This is a genomic window from Duganella sp. CF517 (assembly GCF_900110275.1).
In the GTDB taxonomy this organism is placed as follows: domain Bacteria; phylum Pseudomonadota; class Gammaproteobacteria; order Burkholderiales; family Burkholderiaceae_D; genus Rugamonas.
The window spans coordinates 39,986-60,923 of record NZ_FODC01000002.1 but is presented as its reverse complement, the minus strand read 5'-3'; the positions used below and the strand labels follow the sequence as shown (position 1 = coordinate 60,923).

Annotated in this window: 19 protein-coding genes; 16 read left to right on the top strand and 3 right to left on the bottom strand. The window is 65.0% G+C overall.

The annotated features are described in order from the left end of the window. Window positions 1-334 precede the first annotated feature (334 nt). Genes gspG through BMX85_RS07355 form a run of 11 tightly spaced genes read left to right on the top strand, consistent with a single transcriptional unit; the run spans window position 335 to window position 9,859 of the window. A complete protein-coding gene (gene gspG, locus BMX85_RS07405; RefSeq protein ID WP_090315397.1) occupies window positions 335-778 on the top strand; it encodes a type II secretion system major pseudopilin GspG in 444 nt (147 codons plus the stop codon). A 53-nt stretch (window positions 779-831) separates the two neighbouring features. Further along, window positions 832-2,022 (top strand): type II secretion system F family protein, encoded by a 1,191-nt coding sequence (locus BMX85_RS07400; RefSeq protein ID WP_090315395.1) that lies wholly within the window; start codon window positions 832-834, stop codon window positions 2,020-2,022. Continuing rightward, a complete protein-coding gene (locus BMX85_RS07395) occupies window positions 2,019-3,746 on the top strand; it encodes a GspE/PulE family protein (protein WP_177196681.1) in 1,728 nt (575 codons plus the stop codon). Before BMX85_RS07400 ends, BMX85_RS07395 begins: the two co-directional genes overlap by 4 nt. Continuing rightward, window positions 3,739-4,581, top strand: a complete 843-nt coding sequence (locus BMX85_RS07390) for a hypothetical protein (RefSeq protein ID WP_090315394.1) — start codon at window positions 3,739-3,741, stop codon at window positions 4,579-4,581. The genes BMX85_RS07395 and BMX85_RS07390 overlap by 8 nt, the downstream gene beginning before the upstream one ends. Further along, a complete protein-coding gene (locus BMX85_RS07385) occupies window positions 4,578-5,129 on the top strand; it encodes a hypothetical protein (protein ID WP_229210336.1) in 552 nt (183 codons plus the stop codon). Before BMX85_RS07390 ends, BMX85_RS07385 begins: the two co-directional genes overlap by 4 nt. Next, entirely contained in the window at window positions 5,114-5,686 is a 573-nt protein-coding gene (locus tag BMX85_RS07380; protein ID WP_090315392.1) for a hypothetical protein, read from the top strand. The genes BMX85_RS07385 and BMX85_RS07380 overlap by 16 nt, the downstream gene beginning before the upstream one ends. Further along, entirely contained in the window at window positions 5,683-6,240 is a 558-nt protein-coding gene (locus BMX85_RS07375; RefSeq protein ID WP_090315390.1) for a hypothetical protein, read from the top strand. The genes BMX85_RS07380 and BMX85_RS07375 overlap by 4 nt, the downstream gene beginning before the upstream one ends. Beyond that, complete coding sequence (locus BMX85_RS07370; RefSeq protein ID WP_090315389.1) at window positions 6,240-8,282, top strand: secretin N-terminal domain-containing protein; 2,043 nt, start codon at window positions 6,240-6,242, stop codon at window positions 8,280-8,282. The genes BMX85_RS07375 and BMX85_RS07370 overlap by 1 nt, the downstream gene beginning before the upstream one ends. 13 nt (window positions 8,283-8,295) lie before the next feature. Continuing rightward, window positions 8,296-8,769: a type II secretion system protein gene (locus BMX85_RS07365; RefSeq protein WP_373923342.1), complete on the top strand. Its 474-nt coding sequence runs from the start codon at window positions 8,296-8,298 to the stop codon at window positions 8,767-8,769. After that, the gene (locus BMX85_RS07360; protein ID WP_090315387.1) at window positions 8,763-9,143 is read left to right on the top strand and encodes a type II secretion system protein; all 381 of its coding nucleotides are present in this window, start codon (window positions 8,763-8,765) and stop codon (window positions 9,141-9,143) included. Before BMX85_RS07365 ends, BMX85_RS07360 begins: the two co-directional genes overlap by 7 nt. Continuing rightward, complete coding sequence (locus tag BMX85_RS07355) at window positions 9,143-9,859, top strand: type II secretion system protein (RefSeq protein WP_090315385.1); 717 nt, start codon at window positions 9,143-9,145, stop codon at window positions 9,857-9,859. The genes BMX85_RS07360 and BMX85_RS07355 overlap by 1 nt, the downstream gene beginning before the upstream one ends. A gap of 6 nt (window positions 9,860-9,865) precedes the next feature. Here BMX85_RS07355 and murJ read toward each other — a convergent pair whose 3' ends face one another. Beyond that, on the bottom strand, window positions 9,866-11,410 hold the full coding sequence (gene murJ, locus BMX85_RS07350; protein WP_090315383.1) for a murein biosynthesis integral membrane protein MurJ: 1,545 nt from the start codon (window positions 11,408-11,410) through the stop codon (window positions 9,866-9,868). Window positions 11,411-11,601: 191 nt separating this feature from the next. On the opposite strand from murJ, the gene rpsT reads away from it, so the two are divergent. Then, window positions 11,602-11,868 (top strand): 30S ribosomal protein S20, encoded by a 267-nt coding sequence (gene rpsT / locus BMX85_RS07345; protein WP_090315381.1) that lies wholly within the window; start codon window positions 11,602-11,604, stop codon window positions 11,866-11,868. A gap of 97 nt (window positions 11,869-11,965) precedes the next feature. Here rpsT and BMX85_RS07340 read toward each other — a convergent pair whose 3' ends face one another. Further along, entirely contained in the window at window positions 11,966-12,526 is a 561-nt protein-coding gene (locus BMX85_RS07340) for a pseudouridine synthase (protein WP_090315379.1), read from the bottom strand. Window positions 12,527-12,735: 209 nt separating this feature from the next. On the opposite strand from BMX85_RS07340, the gene icd reads away from it, so the two are divergent. Further along, window positions 12,736-13,995: an NADP-dependent isocitrate dehydrogenase gene (gene icd / locus BMX85_RS07335; protein WP_090315377.1), complete on the top strand. Its 1,260-nt coding sequence runs from the start codon at window positions 12,736-12,738 to the stop codon at window positions 13,993-13,995. Between the two features lie 262 nt (window positions 13,996-14,257). Here the strand turns inward: icd and BMX85_RS07330 are convergent, their stop codons facing one another. Further along, window positions 14,258-14,461: a transcription antiterminator/RNA stability regulator CspE gene (locus BMX85_RS07330; RefSeq protein ID WP_010395943.1), complete on the bottom strand. Its 204-nt coding sequence runs from the start codon at window positions 14,459-14,461 to the stop codon at window positions 14,258-14,260. A 325-nt stretch (window positions 14,462-14,786) separates the two neighbouring features. On the opposite strand from BMX85_RS07330, the gene clpS reads away from it, so the two are divergent. The 3 genes from clpS to BMX85_RS07315 all read left to right on the top strand — a co-directional run bounded on the left by clpS (window position 14,787) and on the right by BMX85_RS07315 (window position 20,938). Next, window positions 14,787-15,089 (top strand): ATP-dependent Clp protease adapter ClpS, encoded by a 303-nt coding sequence (gene clpS / locus BMX85_RS07325; RefSeq protein ID WP_090315375.1) that lies wholly within the window; start codon window positions 14,787-14,789, stop codon window positions 15,087-15,089. Then, window positions 15,086-17,392, top strand: a complete 2,307-nt coding sequence (gene clpA / locus BMX85_RS07320) for an ATP-dependent Clp protease ATP-binding subunit ClpA (protein WP_090315373.1) — start codon at window positions 15,086-15,088, stop codon at window positions 17,390-17,392. Before clpS ends, clpA begins: the two co-directional genes overlap by 4 nt. 174 nt (window positions 17,393-17,566) lie before the next feature. After that, a complete protein-coding gene (locus BMX85_RS07315) occupies window positions 17,567-20,938 on the top strand; it encodes a S41 family peptidase (RefSeq protein ID WP_090317515.1) in 3,372 nt (1,123 codons plus the stop codon).

Sequence of the window (20,938 nt, the reverse complement as noted above, 5' to 3'; positions counted from 1 at the left end):
AAAATTCGGGTAACTAGCATTTTTGCAGCGATAAATTCGGTTTTCGCTGGGAGCGGCGCTGAACCGTAATTGTTGATGCTTGTGAATAATTCGCAACATTGTTGAGCTGGCACAAAGAAGGTGCGTGCGTGGCGCCGTTTTACGGTAGAGTATTGAGCCTCGAAAATAGGCCCGCCAGCGGCCGCCGACGGGTCGCCAAGGCGGCGCGGCCGGCGCGACCGAAGAAAAGATTGTATGAGTGGCAAAGCGCATGGTAGCCTCTGTCAGCGCCGAGGCGCCGTCGCGGCGCCCGGCACGCGGCGCACTGTTACGGGTGATTTAAGGAGTTGGTCGGATGGAAGTGGCGAAGAATCGCGGTTGGACGTCGGCCCGCAAGGCCGGCGGCTTCACGTTGTTGGAATTGCTGGTGGTGATCGTCATCATCGGCCTGCTGGCGGCGTATGTCGGCCCCAAATATTTCGCCCAGCTGGGCAAGTCCGAGGTGACCATCGCCAAGGCGCAGATCGACGCGTTCGAGAAATCGCTCGACACCTACCGGCTCGACGTCGGCCGCTACCCGAGCACCGAGGAGGGGCTGGCCGCGCTGGGCACGGCGCCGGCCACGGCGGGCGCCAAGTGGAACGGCCCGTACCTGAAAAAGGGCGTGCCGCCCGACCCGTGGGGCCACCCGTACCAGTACAAGGCGCCCGGCGCCAAGTCCGAGTTCGAGATCATCTCGCTGGGCCGCGACGGCCAGCCCGGCGGCACCGGCGAGGACGCCGACATCGGCGCGCAGTAAGCGTTCCGATTCACGCCACCCACGCGCCACCGTCAACGAAAGCCGCATTCGTCATGCAGTTCGATGTCCGCACCTTGTCGGCCGATATGGTCATCGCCCATCTGCTCATCGATGGCCGCGATGAGGCCGACGCGCGCCGCCAGGTCGAGGCGCGCGGCCTGTTCGTCAGCGCCATCGCGCCGGCGCGCAAGGGTCTGGCGCGCGGCGCCGGCAAGCGCCCCGCGCTGCCGCTGGTGTTGTTCAGCCAAGAGTTGCTGGCGCTGTTGACGGCCGGCCTGGGCATCGTCGAGGGACTCGAGGCCTTGCTGGAAAAAGAGGGCAATCCGGCCACCCGCGGCGTGCTCGAGCGGCTGCTGGCCGGCCTGCGCGAGGGCCAGCGCTTCTCGGCCGTGCTGGCCGAGCAACCGGACCTGTTCCCGCCGCTGTACATCGGCATCGTCAAGGCGGCCGAGGGCACCTCCGACCTGCCGCGCTCGCTGTCGCGCTTCATCGACTACCAGCAGCGCATCGATCTGGTGCGCGGCAAGCTGGTGTCGGCCGCCATCTACCCGTGCATCCTGCTGCTGGTCGGTGGCGGCGTCAGCCTGTTCCTGATCGGCTACGTGGTGCCGCGCTTCGCCGAGGTCTACCAGGGCGCCGGGCGCGACCTGCCGTGGCTGTCGCAGCAAATGCTCAACTGGGGCCAGTTCGCCAGCCAGCACACGGTGCTGCTGCTGGGCGGCATCGCGGCGGCGCTGGCGGCGCTGGCGCTGACGGTGCGCCAGCTGATGGGCAGCGGCGGCATCGTGCGCCTGCTGGGACGCCTGCCGGGCATCGGCGAGCGCGTGCGCATCTACGAATTGTCGCGCCTGTACCTGACCCTGGGCATGCTCAGCGAGGGCGGCATCACCATCGTCCACGCCATCGAGACGGTGCAGGGCATGGTCTCGGCCGGCATCCGCCAGAACCTGCAGGCGGCGCGCGCCGCCATCGAGGCCGGCCTGCCGCTGTCGACCGCGTTCGAGGCCAACCACTTGACCACGCCGATCTCGCTGCGCATGCTGCGCGTGGGCGAGCGCACCGGCGACATGGGGCCGATGCTGACCCAGTCGGCGGCCTTCTACGACGGCGAGATCACGCGCTGGATCGACCGCTTCACGCGCACCTTCGAACCGCTGCTGATGGCCGCCATCGGCCTGATCGTCGGCGCCATCGTGGTGCTGCTCTACATGCCGATCTTCGATCTGGCCGGAGACATGTCATGACGGGCCACGCCAACCCGGTCGATACCGGCGCCGGCGCTTCCCCGGTGCCGGCGCTCGACACCGCGCTGGTGGCGCGCGCGCGCCATCTGCGGGGGCAATCGAAACGCACGCTGGTCGAGGAGCTCGAGGCGCTCAGCGGCATGGAGCCGCGCCTGGTGGTGCAAGCGCTGGCCGAGCCGTTCGGCATGACGGTGCTCGAGACGGTCGACATGCTGGCCTTCGTGCCGGCCTTCGACCTGCTGCCGCTGTCGCAGGCGATGGCGCGCCATTGCGTGCTGCTGCGCGGCTTCGACGGCGTGGTGGTGGGCGTCATCGCCGATCCGTTCGACCTCGATCTGCAAACCTGGCTCGGCACGCAGGCGCGCGCCACGCCGCATGCGCCGCTGCCGGTGCGCCTGGCGCTGCAGGCCGACATCCAGGCCTATTTGTCCAAGCAGGAGGAATCGGCGCGCGCCACCGACTCGTTGCTGCCCGGCGCCAGCGAAGGGCGGCGCGACGGCAAGACCGCCGCCGTGCTGTCGTTCGCGTCGGTGTCGGAGGCGGCCAGTCCGGCGGTCCGGCTGGTCAACTCCACCCTGTACGACGCGCTCAAGGCCGGCGCCTCCGATATCCACCTGGAGAGCACCTCGGGCGGCCTGGCCGTCAAGTACCGCGTCGACGGCGTGCTCGATCACGCCACCGCCGTCAACGGCATCGAGGTGGCCGAACAGATCATCTCGCGCCTGAAGGTGCTGGCCGAACTCGATATCGCCGAGCGCCGCGTGCCGCAGGACGGCAGCTTCCGGGTCGAGGCCAACGGCCGCGAGATCGATCTGCGCGTGTCCATCATGCCGAGCATCCACGGCGAGGACGCCGTCATCCGCATCCTCGACAAGCGCGCCATGATCGAAGCCTACGGCTCGCTGACACTGGAGGCGCTGGGCTTCGACGCGCCGTCGCTGGCGACCCTGCGGGTGCTGGCGCAGGAGGCCTACGGCATGCTGCTGGTGACCGGTCCGACCGGCTCGGGCAAGACCACCACCCTGTACGCGGCGCTGACCGAGATCCACAACGGCCGCGAAAAGATCATCACCATCGAAGACCCGGTCGAGTACCAGCTGCCCGGCATCCTGCAGATCCCCGTCAACGAGAAGAAGGGCCTGACCTTCGCCAAGGGGTTGCGCTCGATCCTGCGCCACGATCCGGACAAGATCATGGTGGGCGAGATCCGCGACCGCGAGACGGCGGAAATCGCCGTGCAGTCGGCGCTGACGGGCCACCTGGTGCTCACCACCGTGCACGCCAACAACGTGTTCGACGTGTTCGGCCGCTTCACCCACATGGGCATCGATCCGTACGCTTTCGTGTCGGCGCTGAACGGCATCTGGGCCCAGCGCCTGGTGCGCATCAACTGTCCGCACTGCGCGGTGGAATACACGCCGGACGAGCACGAACTGGCCAGCGTCGGCCTGCACCGCGCCGATGTGTATGACTACCGCTTCATGCAGGGGCCGGGCTGCGGCGACTGCCGGGGCACCGGCTACAAGGGTCGCCGCTCGATCGCCGAGATCCTGACCTTGAACGACGAGATCCGCGAACTGATCGTCGACAAGCGGCCGATCCGCCAGATCAAACAGGCGGCCTACGAGAACGGCACGCGCAGCCTGCGCCAGGCCGCGCTGGAACTGGTCAAGCGCGGCGGCACCACGCTGTCGGAAATCAAACGGGTGACCTTGCATGCGTAGAGCCATCGGACAATCGCTGCGTATCGGCGTGGCCGGCCACGCGGTCAGCCTGGCGCGCGTGAGCCGCTGGCGCGGGGAGCCGTTTACCGTGCTGGCGGAGCATGCGTTCGCGCCGTCGGCCGCGCATCCGGTCGACGCCATCGCCAACGCCTTGCGCGCGCTGCTGGGCGAGCAGGACGTGGGCGGCTGGCCGGTCGCCATCGTGCTGGCCGACGAACTGACGCGCATGTGGCGGGTGACGCCGCCACCCGGCGCCGCGCGCCTGGACGACATGGCGGCGGCGGCCGGCCTGCGCTTCCAGTCGCTGTACGGCGAGGCGCCGTCGGCCTGGAACATATCGGCCGACTGGAACGCGGCGCAGCCGTTCTTCGCCGCCGCCATGCCGCGCGCGCTGCTGGCGGTGCTGGAGCTGGTGGCGCGCGAATTCAAGCTCTCCATCGTCGGCGTCGAACCGCATTTCGTCAGCGCCTGGAACCGCTGGCGGCGCGGCATGAAGCAGGGGGCGTGGTTTGGCCTGCTGCACGACAACCTGCTGACCCTGGCGGCGATCGACGCCGGCACGCAGGCGATGTGCGCGATCCGCGCGCTGCCGGTGCCGCCCGGCGCCGATGCGGCGTGGCTGGCGCTGACCTTGAAGCGCGAGGCGCTGCTGCTCGATATGCCGCCGCCGCAACTGCTGCAGCTGTGCGGCACGGCGTCGGCCGCCGTGGCGTGGACGCGCGCCGCCGGCAACCCCTCGCAGATTCCGTGCGAGGCGCTCGACCAGGCGCAGCACGGCAGCGCCGCCGGACTGTCGATGGCGGCGCTGCTGGCGCGCGGCGGGAGCCTGGCATGAGCAAAAACGCGATGCACATCGACTTCGCGCCGCGCAGCCTGCGCCGCACGCTGTTCCACACCCACCCCGCGCTGCTGGCGCTGGGCGCCGCCGGACTGCTGCTGTGCGTCGGCGCGGCCTTCGGCGGCTGGAAGCTGGTCGCGCAACAGCGCGAGCGCGAACAGCAATTGCGCCACATCCAGCAGCGCGCGGCGGCCATGTCGGCGCGGCCGGTGGAGGTGGCGCGGGTGGTGATCCCGGAAGGGCAGGCGGCCTTCGTCAACGGCGCCATCCTGCAACTGAACCTGCCCTGGCGCGAGCTGCAGGACGCCGTGGCCGCCGCCACGCCGCGCAACGTGGCGCTGGTGGCGATGGAGCCGGACCCGCGCAAGCAGGTGCTCAAAATCACCGCCGAAACCAAAAACAGCGACGACATGGTGGCTTACGTGGCTGAACTGAAGCAGCAGGAAACCTTCAGCGGCGTGCTGCTGACGCGCCACGAGATCAACGACCAGGACCCGTTGCGGCCTTTGCGCTTCCAGCTGGAGGCCACATGGATAACCCGCTGAACACGGCCAACTCCGTCAACATCCGGGCGCTGGCGCTGCGCGCGCGGCTGGTGCTGCGGCGCCTCGGCGCGCCGGCATGCGTGGCCATCGCCTTGTGCGTGGCCGGCGTGGCGGCGTGGGCGTGGCTGCTGCCGCAGCGCGCGGCGCAGGCGCGGGTGATGGCGAGGCCGCTGCCGGCGCCGTCATCGCTGGTGACCGCGCCGCCACCGCCGTCGGCCAACCAGAACCTGGCCGACTTCTATCAGGTGCTGGGCGAGAAGCGCTATGCGGAGCAGCAGGTCAAGGTGTTGTTCGACCTGGCCGCCAAATCCAATCTGGTACTGAGCCAGGGTGAATACAAGGCGGCCTACGACAAGGCCAGCCGCGTGGCCACCTACCAGATCATCCTGCCGGTCAAGGGGCCGTATCAGGCGATCTGGCAGTTCGCCATGCAGGGGTTGCGCGAGATGCCGTTCGCCTCGCTCGATGAAATCGGCTTCCGCCGCGACAGCATCGCCGACGCGACGGTGGAGGCGCGCCTGCGCTTCACGCTGTACCTGAAGGACGGCGAACCATGAAGCCTTATCACATCGCGATGGGGGTGGCGCTGGCCGGCGCCGCCGCGCTGGCGGTCTTCGGCGACAACACGCCGTCGTCCGACATCGCTGAGCCGGTCGCGCGGCCGCCCAAGGCGGCGGGCGCGGTGGCCGCCGTATCGGCCGCGCGCTCCGGCAAGGACGGCAAAGCCACCGCGGACGCGATGATCCTGCGGCTGGTGCCGCGCGCGGCGCTGGTCGGCGACTCGGCGGACGCCAGCTTCGGCGCGGGCGAGGGCGTGTTCCTGGGCCAGAACTGGAATCCGCCGCCGCCACCGCCGCCGCCGCGGTCGCAATCGAACGCGCCGCCGCCGCCGCCGATGGCGCCGCCGGTTCCCTTCAATTACTTCGGCAAAGCCGTCGCCGACGGCCAGTGGGAAGTTTATCTGGCGCGCGGCGACAAGACCTATGTGGTGCGCAACAAGACCGTGATCGAAGGCGCCTACCGCGTCGACCGCATCGCGCCGCCGCTGATGACCGTGACCTATCTGCCGTTGAATCAGGTACAACAGATTAATATTGGAGCATTCGACTGATGGCTAGTCATCTGAACACATGGCGCCGCCGCGCCGCGCTGCCGGCGATGCTGGCGATCGCCGTCGGCGTGAGCGGCTGCGCCGGGCAAATGGCCTTCCGCGAAGCCAACCAGCTGGTCGCCAAGGACCAGGTGGAGGCGGGCCTGCTCAAGTACCAGGAGGCCGTCAGGGCCGAGCCGGGCAACGCCGAGTACCGGACCGCCTATCTGGTGGTGCGCGACCGCGCCGCGCAGCGCCTGCTGGAACAGGCCGAGCGCCAGCTGTCGGAAGGCCGTCCCGATCTGGCCGAGCAGGGCTTCCGCCGCGTGCTGGGCCTGGACCAGATGAACGAGCGCGCGCGCAGCGGCCTGCGCGCGATAGAGCGCGACAGCCGCCAGGACAAACTGCTGGCCGCCGCCATCGAGCATGTAAACAAGAAGGAGTACGATCTGGCCAAGCTGCGCCTCAACGCGCTGTTGACCGAGACGCCGTCGAACGAGAAGGCGCGCCAGCTGCTGCGCGAGGTGACCGAGAAAAGCGCGCAGCCGGTGGTGGAGTCGGGCCTGTCGAAGTCTTACAAGCAGCCGATCACGATCGAATTCCGCGACGCCCCGCTCAAGCAGGTGTTCGAGGTGATCGCGCGCCGCTCCGGACTGAACTTCGTGTTCGACAAGGACGTCAAGACCGACCAGCGCACCACCGTCATGCTGAAGAACAGCACCGTCGAATCGGCGATCTACTTCCTGCTGCTGACCAATCAGCTGGAGCAGCAGGTCATGGACGCCAATACGATCCTGATCTACCCGAACGTGGCGGCCAAGTTGAAGGAGTACCAGGAGATGACGGTCAAGACCTTCTTCCTGGCGAACGCCGAGGCGAAGCTGGTGGCCAATACGTTGAAGACCATCCTCAAGTCGCGCGACGTGGTGGTCGATGAAAAACTCAATCTGTTGATCGTGCGCGACAACCCGGAGGCGATCCGCCTGGCCGAACGCCTGATCGCGGTGCAGGACGCGCCCGAGGCGGAGGTGATGCTGGAGGTGGAGATCCTGGAGGTCAAGCGCGGCACGCTGATGAACCTGGGCGTGGAGTGGCCGACCAGCGTGGGACTGACGCCGCTGTCGTTCGCCGGCGGCACCGGCGTGACGGTCCGCGACCTGCGTTCCTTGAATTCGGACACCATCGGCGTCACCGGCATTTCGGCCGCCATCAACGCCAACAAGACCGACACCGACTCCAACCTGCTGGCCAATCCGCGCATCCGCGTGCGCAACAAGGAAAAAGCCAAGATCGTCATCGGCGACAAGCTGCCGGTGATCACGGCGACGGTTTCGTCGGGCATCGGCGGCTTCGCCAGCGACAACGTCACCTATGTCGATGTGGGCCTGACGCTCAACGTCGAACCGACCATTTACCTGAACAACGAGGTGGCGATCCGCGTGCAGCTGGAAGTGAGCAACCTGACCAACACCATCACCACCCGCAACGGCGGCACCGCGTACCAGATCGGCACGCGCCAGGCCAGCACCATGCTGCAACTGAAGGATGGCGAGAACCAGGTGTTGGCGGGCCTGATCAACAACGAGGAGCGCGGTACGGCCAGCAAGCTGCCGGGCGCCGGCGATTTGCCGATCGTCGGTCGTCTGTTCGGCAGCAAGCGTGACGACAACCAGAAGACCGAGATCGTGCTGTCGATCACGCCGCGCCTGATCCGCAACGTGCAGCGTCCCGAGGCCAGCGCCGCCGAATTCTCGGCCGGCACCGAGGCGAGCTTCCGCCGCCGTCCGGACCTGACGGTGCGCACGCCGGTGCAGTTGCCGGCGCCGCCGGGCGCCTTGGCGGCACCGGCGGCGCCGGCGCCGCCGGCGTCGAACAATCCTGCCAGCGCGCCGGTGCCGGCGCCGGCCGAAGCGCAAGGCGCGAGCACGCAGGCCATCCTGCCGCCGCCGGTGCAGGCCATGCCGCTATCGACCGGCCAGCCGGCGGCGCTGCCGCCGACGCAAGGGGTGCAGCCGCAACCGGTGCAGCCGGCGGTCGAGATCTCGCCGTCGCCGCAGCAGTGACGCCGGGGTGGGCATGATGCGCGCGCGCGGTTTTACGCTGATCGAGTTGCTGGTGACCTTGTCCATCCTTGGCCTGCTCAGCGTGCTGGTGATCCCAACCGCGCAGGTGGTGGTGCAGCGCCGCCAGGAGCAGGACCTGCGCGAGGCGCTGCATCAGATCCGCCAGGGCATCGACGCCTACAAGCTGGCCTACGACCAGGGACGCATCACCAAGTCGCTGGCCTCGACCGGCTATCCGAAGACGCTGGAGTTGCTGGTCGAGGGCGTGCCGGACCTGCAGAATCCCAAGCAGGCGAAGATTTTCTTTCTGCGCCGCGTGCCGCGCGACCCCTTCAATCCCGATACTTCGCTGAGCGAGTCGCAATCCTGGGGCAAGCGCAGTTACGCCAGCGAAGCGGACCAGCCGAGGGAGGGCGAGGATGTCTACGATGTCTTCAGCACGAGCGAGAAGAGCGGCCTGAATGGCGTTCCGTATAAAAAATGGTGACCATGAAGACCAAAGGTTTTACGCTGATCGAGTTGCTGGTGGTGCTGGGCATCGTCGCGCTGATGTTGACGCTCGCCGTGCCGCGCTACTTCCCCAGCATCGACAAATCGAAAGAGGTGGTGTTGGCCGATAACCTGCGCAATATGCGCAACGTGATCGACCAGTACTACGGCGACACGGGCCGTTATCCGGATTCGCTGGAGCAGCTGGTCGAGAAAAAATACCTGCGCGCGCTGCCGGTCGATCCGGTGACGGAAAGCGAAACGACGTGGGTCATCATTCCGCCGGAAGACGGCGCCAAGGGCGGCGTCTACAACATCAAGAGCGGCGCCCCCGGTAACGACCGTAGCGGCAAGCCTTACGCCGACTGGTGATGCGGCGGCCGCGCAAGGGCCGCGACGGCGGCTTCACTTATCTGAGCCTGATCATCCTGGTGGCGATCATCGGGCTGGTGTCGGCATCGGCGCTGAAACTGGGATCGGTGCTGCAGCGGAGCAGGGCGGAGCAGGAACTGCTCGACATCGGCGCCGCCTTCAGCGACGCGCTGCAAAGCTATGCGGACGCCACGCCGGCCGGCTTTCCGCCGCAGCCGCCATCGTTGAAGGAACTGCTCAAGGACCCGCGCTTTCCGACCGTGCGGCGCCATCTGCGCAAGGTGTTTGTCGATCCGATGACGGGCAAGGCGGAGTGGGGCATCACCTACCTGGGCGACAAGGTCGGCGTGCTGGCGGTGTACAGTTTGTCGGACGCGAAGCCGGTCAGGATCGGTAACTTCCCGCAGCGCTTCCAGGGACTGGCCGGCAAGCAGAAGATCTCGGAGTGGCGCTTCGCCGCGACCGGCGGCAGGCTGCCGGCGCCGGGGCAGAACCAGCAAACCGGCGCGGTGGAAGTAAAACCTGGTACGCCTTTGCCGGGCGGTCCGGCCACTCCTATCGCGCCGGCGCCGCCGGCGCCTTTGGCTCCTTTAGCGCCGCCGGAGCAGACACCGGTGCTCGAACCGGCGCCGCCGCCGGAGGAAGAAAAGCCGGCGCCCGAGCCCGAACCGCAACCGAATCAGCCGGAGCCGCCGGAACCGACCAAGCCGCGCTAACCGGCGTTATCTTGCCGTGCGTTTGAAATCGCGGAAGCGGAACCCCATCGCGAACAGCGCGCCGAAGTACACCAGCGCGGACAGCCCGATAACGACGATCAGCGCGCCGATGCGCAGCAGCGTTTGATGCGCCATGCCGGTCCAATCGACTTGCGCCGCGCTGTACCACGCCGTGGCGCCCATCAGCGCGCAGGCGACCACCAGCTTGGTGAAAAACAGCAGCCAGCCGGGCTTGGGCGAGTAAATGCCGCGCCGGCGCAGGCCGGCGAACAGCAGGCCGGCGTTCAGGCAGGCGCCCAGGCTGATCGACAGCGCCAGCCCGGCCACCGCCAGCCGCGGCACGAAAATCATGTTCATCAGCTGGGTGGCGACCAGCACGCCGACCGCGATGCGTACCGGCGTGCGGATGTCCTGGCGCGCGAAGAAGGCCGGCGCCAGGATCTTGACCAGGATGATGCCGAGCAGGCCGACGCTGTAGGCGATCAGCGGCCGGGCCGACGCGTGCGCCGCCGCCGCCGTGAACGCGCCGTTCTGGAACAGGGTGGAAATCAGCGGCACGGCCAACGTGGCCAGGCCGACGGCGGCAGGCATCGCCAGTAAAAAGGTCAGCCGCAGGCCCCAATCGAGCAGCGACGAATATTCCTCCGTGTCGCCGCTGACATTGGCCTTGGACAGGCTGGGCAGCAAGATGGTGCCCAGGGCCACGCCCAGCATCGCGGTCGGGAATTCCATCAGGCGGTCGGCGTAGGTCAGGAAGGAAATGCTGCCTTCGGCCAGGTTGGAGGCGATGCTGGTGTTGATCAGCAGGCTGATTTGCGCGGCGGCGACGGCGAACACCGCCGGCCCCATCTTTTTCAGCACGCGGCGCACGCCCTCGTCGCGCAGCCCCGACAGCGGATTGAGCGAGATGCGCGGCAGCATGCGGATTTTCAGCAGCGCCGGGATCTGGATCGCGACCTGCAGCAGGCCGCCGACGAAGACCGCGATCGCCATCGCGTAGATGGGCCGCTCCAGGTGCTGCTGCAGGAACAGCGACGCCAGGATGGAGGCGATATTGAGCAACACCGGCGTGAAGGCGGGGATCTTGAACTGGCTCCAGGTATTCAAGATGCCGCCGGCCAGCGCCACGAACGACATGAAGGCGATGTAGGGGAACATCAGGCGCGTCATCCACACGGCGGCGTCGAAATCGTCCGGCTGCAGGCCGCTGGCGACCAGCATCAACAGCAGCGGCGCGCCGATGATGCCGAGCGCGCTGATGACGACCGTGGCCCACACCAGCGTGGTGCCGACATGGTCCGCCAGGTTGCGGGTGGCTTCCCCGCTCTGCTTGTTCTTGTATTCGGATAATATGGGCACGAACGCTTGCGAGAACGCGCCCTCGGCGAACAGCCGGCGCAACAGGTTGGGGATGCGGAAGGCGACGTTGTAGGCATCGGTCATGCCGCCGGCGCCGAAGGCCCGGGCGATGAGGATTTCGCGCAACAATCCGGTGATACGGGACAGCATGGTCATGCTGCTTAGGGCGGCTAGAGTTTTTAGCAAGTTCATGGGGCATGATTATAGTTGCTCCCGTCGAAAAACATCGCTATAATCGCAGGCTGTACAGAATTCTGTTACGCAGACACTAATGTTTGGCAGGCAGCAGTTTGACTCACATGGTTCGGCAGACGCACTGAACGCACCTGTTTGACAAACAATAATGTTTGCAAACGCACCTTTACCCTGATTTAGGAAATTCCATGGCAAATACCGCACAAGCGCGCAAACGTGCTCGTCAAGCAGTCAAGCAAAACGCTCACAACTCGTCCCAGCGTTCGACCCTGCGCACCGCTATCAAAGCAGTGCGCAAGGCAATCCAGGGCGGCGACAAAGCAGCTGCGACCGCAATCTTCCAATCGTCCGTGTCGAAAATCGACAGCATCGCCGACAAGAAGATCATCCACAAAAACAAGGCAGCTCGTCACAAGAGCCGTCTGGCAGCTGCCCTGAAGGCACTGTCCGCTTAATTCCCCTCACCGGGAGTGCAAGCAAGAACCCGCGCTGACTTCGGTCGGCGCGGGTTTTTTCGTTTGTGGCCCCCGCACCGGCGCGCGGGGTGGGGTGCTACGCGCCCAGCTCCCGCGCCGTCACCTCGCGCCACTCGCCCGGCATCAGCGGGTGCGACGCCAGCGAAATCGCCCCGATGGCGCTGCGCACCAGCCGCAAGGTCGGCAGGCCGACCGCCGCCGTCATCCGCCGAACCTGGCGGTTCTTCCCTTCTTGCAAAGTAATCGCCAGCCAGCTGGTCGGCTGTCCCGCGCGCTCGCGGATCGGCGGATTGCGCGGCCACAGCCATTCGGGCTCGGCGATCCGCACCGCCTTGCAGGGCTTGGTGACGAAATCGCCCAGGTCGATCGGCGCCTGCAACTTGCGCAGGCGGTCGGCGTCGGCGACGCCCTCGACCTGCACCAGGTAGACCTTGGCCTCCTTGTGGTCCGGATGCGCGATCTGGTGCTGCAGCTTGCCGTCGTCGGTCAGCAGCATCAAGCCTTCGCTGTCGGCGTCGAGGCGGCCGGCGGGGTAGATGTTGGGGATCTTTAAATAGTCGGCCAGGGTGGCCTTGTCGTCCTGCGGCGAGAACTGGCACAGCACTTGGAAAGGTTTATTAAATAGAATGAGGGGCATGCTTGTGTGGTGATGGAATTGGTGTAGGCTTGAAGGCCGGTGTCGTAAATTCGTAGCGCCTACTAAAATACTGGTGCATAATGCAAAACGCCTGTCTTATGTCTTATAGAAGACCTAGGTATTTGTACTAACTTGGCAATAAAACAAAAATCCTTGCCCCGGTAGCAGTATTGTATGCCGCTTGCCGAGCGTCCATTTCGGAGAACACGATGTATCAACATATCAACGTACCCGCCGACGGCCAGAAAATCACCGTCAACGCCGATTTTTCCCTGAATGTACCAGATAACCCCATCGTTCCCTATATCGAAGGCGACGGCACCGGCGCGGACATCACCCCGGTGATGCTCAAGGTGGTCGACGCGGCGGTGGCCAAGTCGTACGGCGGCAAGCGCAAGATCAACTGGATGGAAATTTTCGCCGGCGAAAAGTCGACCACCGTGTACGGCCCCGATGTGTGGCTGCCGGAAGAGACCTTGGCGGCCGTGAAGGATTACGTGGTCTCGATCAAGGGCCCGCTGACGACGCCGGTCGGCGGCGGCATCCGTTCGCTCAACGTGGCGCTGCGCCAGCAATTGGATTTATATGTCTGCCTGCGTCCGGTGCGCTATTTCACCGGCGTGCCGTCGCCGGTCAAAGAGCCCGAGAAAACCAACATGGTGATCTTCCGCGAGAACTCGGAGGACATCTACGCCGGCATCGAATACCAGCAGGGGTCGGAAGGCGCCAAGAAACTGATCGATTTCCTCGTCAACGAAATGGGCGTGACCAAGATCCGCTTCCCGGAAACCTCGGGCCTGGGCATCAAGCCGGTGTCGATCGAAGGCACGCAGCGCCTGGTGCGCAAGGCGATCCAGTACGCGATCGACAACGACAAGCCGTCGGTGACCATCGTCCACAAGGGCAACATCATGAAGTACACCGAGGGTGGCTTCCGTGACTGGGCCTACGAGCTGGCGCTGAAGGAATTCGGCGCCGAGCTGATCGACGGCGGCCCATGGTGCAAGCTCAAGAATCCGAAGACCGGCCGCGACATCACGATCAAGGATTCGATCGCCGACGCCTTCCTGCAACAAATCCTGCTGCGGCCGGCGGAATACAGCGTCATCGCCACGTTGAACCTGAACGGCGACTATATCTCGGACGCGCTGGCGGCCCAGGTCGGCGGCATCGGCATCGCGCCGGGCGCCAACCTGTCGGACTCGGTGGCGATGTTCGAAGCGACGCACGGCACCGCGCCCAAGTACGCGGGCAAGGACTATGTGAATCCGGGTTCGCTGATTTTGTCGGCGGAAATGATGCTGCGTCACATGGGCTGGACCGAAGCGGCCGACTTGATCATCAAATCGATGGAAAAAGCCATCGACTCGAAGAAGGTCACGTACGACTTCGCGCGCCTGATGGAAGGCGCGACGCAGGTGTCGTGCTCCGGCTTCGGCGAGGTCATGATCGAGCAGATGCAGGACTAAGCTGTAAAGCCGCGGCGGCGGTCAAGCGCGCTTGGGCCGCCAGTCGTTCTTGCGGTGCGTTGTATTTCCGTCGCAGTGCAGCGACCGTGGCGGGCCCGGCGGCACGGCCAGGGCGCCGCCGCCAGCGTGATCGGATGAGTCATAGGGATGGCGGAACGTCGGACTTCTACAACACTTTCGTTTGGCCAGCCACCGTCCGCGCCGACCGTTGGACGAAAAAAAACCCCGCAGACGGGGTTTTTCACATCTGGTGCCGTGCAGCTTAGGCAGCTTGGATGTTGGAAGCTTGCTTGCCTTTAGGGCCTTGCGTGACTTCGAATTGAACTTTTTGACCTTCTTTGAGGGTCTTGAAACCGTTCATGTTGATTGCGGAGAAGTGAGCGAACAAATCCTCGCCGCCGTCATCTGGAGTGATGAAGCCAAAACCTTTGGAATCATTGAACCACTTAACTGTACCTGTTGCCATAAAAAGAACTTTCAAAATTAAAACGGATCACACGAGCCATAAAAGCAAGAAGCTTCTTGCCCCCTCCTCACGCCTCACTTCTTATCAACATGTACATTTCTGCACGAAGCCGATAACGCATTGTTAGCGGACCAATTTTTAAAGTCAAGCAGATTTGTATGCATTTTGCTACTTTTGATCTGCTTGGCGAAAATGCAACTCTTGATTTTAACAAATGGGTCGCCATCTGCGCCATGTTAAGAAAACGCGTAAGATGGAAAAACAATTGGATGTGTATAGTGAAATGCACATTGCATCAACCCCGAAAGCATTAGAATATAAGCGTATGGCAACCAAGCATGACACCGAAACCCTTTTGGAGCGGCAAGCGCTGAAGCCGCCACCTTTGTACCAGGTGGCGTTGCTCAACGATGACTACACACCGATGGAATTTGTAGTCGCTATCATCCAGGAGTATTTCAACAAAGACCGTGAAACAGCCACGCAAATAATGCTCAGTGTTCATCGCTACGGCAAAGGAGTGTGCGGCGTGTTCTCTAAAGATATAGCCTGTACCAAAGTGGAGTTCGTTTTAACGCATGCGCGCAAGGCAGGCCATCCCCTGCAGTGCGTGATGGAGGAAGTATGATTGCGCAGGAATTAGAAGTAAGTTTGCACATGGCGTTTGTCGAAGCGCGGCAGGCCCGGCACGAATTCATCACGGTGGAGCACTTGCTGCTGGCCTTGCTGGACAACCCTTCGGCTGCCGAAGTGTTGCGCGCATGCGCCGTCAACATTGAAGATCTGCGCAAAACCTTGACCAATTTCATCGGCGATAACACGCCGACCGTGCCTGGCACCGGTGAGGTCGATACCCAGCCGACGCTCGGTTTCCAACGCGTGATCCAGCGCGCCATCATGCACGTGCAGTCTGCGTCCAATGGCAAGAAGGAAGTGACCGGCGCCAACGTGCTGGTGGCGATCTTCGGCGAAAAGGATTCGCACGCGGTCTACTACCTGCACCAGCAGGGCGTGACGCGTCTGGACGTGGTCAACTTCATTTCGCACGGCGTGCGCAAGGACCAGCAGACCGATGCCGCCAAGGCGTCCGAAGGCGTGGAAGAGGGCGCGCCGGGCGGCGAAGGCCAGACCAAGGAAAGCCCGCTCGACCAGTTCACGCAGAATCTGAACAAGTCCGCCGCCGAAGGCAAGATCGATCCGCTGATCGGCCGCGAGGACGAGGTCGACCGCGTGATCCAGATCCTGTGCCGCCGCCGCAAGAACAATCCGCTGCTGGTCGGCGAGGCCGGCGTGGGCAAGACCGCCATCGCCGAAGGCCTGGCCTACCGCATCACGCAAAGCGATGTGCCGGAGATCCTGCAAAACGCCGTCGTGTACTCGCTCGACATGGGCGCGCTGCTGGCCGGCACCAAGTATCGCGGCGACTTCGAACAGCGCCTCAAGGCCGTCCTCAAGCAATTGAAGGACAACCCGAACGGCATCCTGTTCATCGACGAGATCCATACGATCATCGGCGCCGGCTCGGCCTCGGGCGGCACGCTGGACGCGTCGAACCTGCTCAAGCCTGCACTGGCCAACGGCCAACTCAAGTGCATCGGCGCGACCACCTACACGGAATTCCGCGGCGTGTTCGAGAAGGACCACGCGCTGTCCCGCCGCTTCCAGAAGGTGGACGTCAACGAGCCGACCGTCGAGCAGACCGTGCAGATCCTGCGCGGCCTGAAGTCGCGCTTCGAGGAACACCATGGCGTGAAATATTCGTCGTCGGCGCTGTCGACCGCCGCCGAACTGGCCGCGCGCTTCATTAACGACCGCCATCTGCCCGACAAGGCGATCGACGTCATCGACGAGGCCGGTGCAGCGCAGCGCATCCTGCCGAAGTCGAAGCAGAAGAAAACCATCGGCAAGACCGAGATCGAGGACATCATCGCCAAGATCGCCCGTATCCCGCCGCAGACCGTCAACCAGGACGACCGCAGCAAGCTGCAGACCATCGACCGCGATTTGCGCAACGTGGTGTTCGGCCAGGACCCGGCGATCGAAGCGCTGGCGTCGGCGATCAAGATGGCGCGTGCCGGCCTGGGCAAGACCGACAAGCCGATCGGCTCTTTCCTGTTCTCCGGACCTACCGGCGTCGGCAAGACCGAGGTGGCGAAGCAGCTGGCCTTCATCCTGGGCATCGAGCTGATTCGTTTCGACATGTCCGAGTACATGGAGCGTCACGCCGTGTCGCGCCTGATCGGCGCGCCGCCGGGCTACGTCGGTTTCGACCAGGGTGGTTTGCTGACCGAAGCGATCACCAAGAAGCCGCACGCGGTGCTGCTGCTCGATGAGATTGAAAAAGCCCATCCGGATATTTTCAACATCCTGCTGCAGGTGATGGACCATGGCACGTTGACCGACAACAACGGACGCAAGGCCGACTTCCGCAACGTGATCATCATCATGACCACCAACGCGGGCGCCGAGAGCTTGCAGAAGTCGTCGATCGGCTTTACGAATTCCAAGCAGGCGGGCGACGAGATGGCCGACATCAAGCGCATGTTCACGCCGGAGTTCCGCAACCGTATCGACGCCACCATCAGCTTCCGTGCGCTGGACGAGGAAATCATCCTGCGCGTGGTCGACAAGTTCCTGATGCAGCTGGAAGAGCAGCTGCACGAGAAGAAGGTCGAGGCGATCTTCACCGAGAAACTGCGCAAGTTCCTCGCGAAGAAGGGTTTTGATCCGCTGATGGGCGCACGGCCGATGTCGCGCCTGATCCAGGACATGATCCGCAAGGCGCTGGCCGACGAGCTGCTGTTCGGCCGTCTGGTCACCGGTGGCCGCGTGACGGTCGACATGGACGAGAAGGACAGCGTCAAGCTGGAGTTCCCGGAACCGCCGGACGCCGCGCCGACCACGCCGCCGGAGACTGTCGAAGTCGACTAAGTCCCGGCATGGCCACGAACCCGCCCACGCAAGTGTGGCGGGTTTTTTTTCGCGGCGCGGCTGCGGTTGGCGCTGACATCCAGCGCATAGATTTGGACGTCAGGTTTTCTTTGCTTGGAGCGGTCAAGGTATGACAGAATCGTCGTTCCCTTCGACAACTTGCAAAGCCTGTCCATGTCACCGCTCCGCCTTCGCTTCCGCGTACGTCCCGTTGCCCTGATCCTGATGTCCGCCGGCCTGCTGTCCGGCCAGGCGGCCCGCGCCGCCGAATCCTACTACCGTTTCCCCGCCATCCGTGGCGACGCCGTCGTCTTCACCGCCGAAGGCGATTTGTGGCGCACCGGCGCGCAGGGTGGCCTGGCGCAGCGCCTGACCACGCACCCCGCGTCCGAAACCAACGCCGCCATCTCGTACGACGGCAAATGGATCGCCTTCTCCGCCTCGTACGAGGGCGCGCAGGAAGCCTACGTGATGCCGGTCGCCGGCGGCCTGCCGAAGCGGTTGACGTTCGAGAACGGCGCCGTCACGGTGCTGGGTTGGACCGCGCAGGGGGAGGTGCTGGTCAGCACCCAGGATTCGAAGGGGCCGTCGGCGCACCGCATCGTCGCGGCCGTGCAGCCGTCGTCGTTGCAGCGCCGCGTGTTCGCGGTCGCCGACGCCAACGACGCGGCGCTCGACGACGCCGGCAAGGCGCTGTACTTCACGCGCTACGGCCTGGCCCTGACCAATGACAACGTCAAGAACTATCGGGGCGGCGCCCACGCGCAGTTGTGGCGCTATGATTTGAACGCGGACGCGGGGGCTGAAGCCAAACCCCTGCTGGCCGCCGACGCCGGCAACAACAAGCGGCCGATGTGGTGGCAGGGCCGGGTTTACTTTATCAGCGACCGTGGCGGCTCCGACAACCTGTGGTCGATGGCGCCCGACGGCAGCGACCCACGCCAACTGACCAAACACACCGACTGGGACGTGCGCAACGCGGCGCTCGGCGACGGCCGCGTCGTCTATCAGCTGGGCGCCGACCTGCGCGTGTTGGACCTGGCCGCGTCGGCCGACCGCCAGCTGTCGATCGGCCTGGTGTCCGACTTCGACCAGCAGCGCGCGCGCCAGATCCGTTCGCCGCTCGACCAGCTGACCAACGTGCAGCTGTCGGCCAAGTCCGAGCGGTTGGTGCTGACCGCGCGCGGGCGCGTCAGCCTGGCCGGCACCGGCGCCCAGCGCCGCGTCGAAATCGCGGTGCCGGAAGGCGCGCGGGCGCGCGAGGCGGTGTTCAGCCCCGACGACAAGTGGGTCTACGCGATCGTCGACACCACCGGTGAAAACGAAATCTGGAGGTTCGCCGCCGATGGTTCCGGCCCGGGCGAGCAACTGACCCGCGACGGCATCAGCCACCGCTGGCAGCTGTATCCATCGCCGGACGGCCGCTGGCTGGGCCACACGGACAAGAAGGGCCGTTTCTGGCTGCTGGACCTGGCCACCAGATCGAACATCGTCATCGACGACGCGGGCAAGGCCGGCGTCGACAAGCACGACGAAATCCTGTGGTCGGGCGACAGCAAGAACCTGGCGCTGGTGCGCGCCGCGACCACCGAGCAGCGCGAGCAAATCGGCTTGTACAACCTGGCGTCGAAGCAGCTGGCCTTCGTCACCAGCGACCGGTATACCTCGCGCGCGCCGGTGTTTTCGCCTGACGGCAAATGGCTGTACTTCCTCTCGGCCCGTAACTTCCAGCTGGCGAACGGTTCGCCGTGGGGCGACCGCAATATGGGACCGGTGTTCGACAAGCGCACCGGCGTCTACGCGCTGGCGCTCCAGCCGGGCAACCGCTTCCCGTTCAAACCGGACGATGAGCTGGGCAAGCCGGGCGAGAAGGTGGCCGAGGGCACCGCCGACAAGGCGGTCGAGCAGGCGGCCGAAAAAGCGGCGGAGAAGGCGGTGGAGAAGGCCGCCGCCAAGATCACGCCGCCGGTAAAGAAAACGGAGAAGTCGCTGCCGGAGATCGTCTTCGCGGGCTTGCAGGAGCGCCTGTACGAAGTGCCGCTGGCGCCGGGTAACTACCGTGGCCTGAACATCGACGACAAGCGCCTGTACTTCCTCGATGTGGAGTCCGGCGACGGCAAGGCGAACCTGAAAACGCTGGCGATCGCCTCCAACTCCCCGCAGCCGGAAACCTTCGCCGCCGGGGTGCGCGAATTCGATCTGGCGGCCGACAAAAAGCACATCTACTACCGCACCTTCAGCACCGGTCCGGGCGACATGATCATCGTCGAAGCGGCCGCCAAGGCGCCGACCGACACTTCCAAGGCCAAGGTCAAGGTCGACGACTGGAGCTTCACCTCCAATCCAAGGCTGGAGTGGAAGCAGATGTTCAATGACGCCTGGCGCATGCACCGCGACTTCCTGTACGACGCCAAAATGCGCGGCGTGAACTGGACCGCCGTGCGCGATAAATACACGCCGCTGGTCGAACGCGTGACCGACCGCGCGGAACTCAACGACATCCTCGGCATGATGATCAGCGAGGTGGGCGCGCTGCACTCGCAGATCGCGCCCGGCGATATCCGCCGCTCCACCCCGGAGGGCGTGCCGTCCGGCCTGGGCGCGCTGCTGACGCGCACCGCCGAAGGCTACCGCGTCGACCACATCTACCGCAGCGAGCCGGAGCTGCCGTCCGAGCGCGGGCCGCTGGCGCAGGCCGACGTCAACGTGAAGGAGGGCGATATCATCACCGCCGTCAACGGCAAACCGGTGCTGGAGTCGCGCGACATCGCCGACCTGCTGCTGAACCAGGCCGATCGGCAGGTGCTGCTGCAGATTAAACGCAAAGCCGGCGGCGCCGGTCCGGTGATCGTGATGCCGGTGAATATGACCAAGCAGGCCGGCCTGCGCTACAGCGATTGGGAGCAGAGCCGCGCGCGCCAGGTGGAGACGGCGTCGAAAGGGCGCATCGGCTACCTGCACCTGCGCGCCATGGGACCGCGCGACATCGCCTCGTTCGCGCGCGACTTCTACGCCAACGTCAACCGCGAGGGGCTGATCATCGACGTGCGCCGCAACAACGGCGGCAACATCGACAGCTGGATCATCGAAAAGCTGCTGCGCAAAGCCTGGGCCTTCTGGGCCGCGCCGGGCGCGCAGCCGGCGCCGAACATGCAGAACACCTTCCGTGGCCATCTGGTGGTGCTGGTCGATGAACTGACCTACTCGGACGGCGAGACCTTTGCCGCCGGCGTCAAGGCGCTGGGACTGGCGCCGCTGGTCGGCAAACGGACCGCCGGCGCGGGTGTCTGGCTCAGCGACAGCAACCGCTTGAGCGACAACGGCATGGCGCGCGTCGCCGAGAATGGGCAGTTCAACACCGCCGACGGCCATTGGCTGATCGAAGGCGTGGGCGTGACGCCGGACGTGGAAGTGGACAACCTGCCCCATGCGACCTTCATGGGACAGGACCGGCAGCTGGAGGTGGCGTTGGAACTGCTGGATAAAAAACTGAAGGACAATCCGATCAAACCATATCAACCGCAGGTGATCCCCGCGTTGAAATAA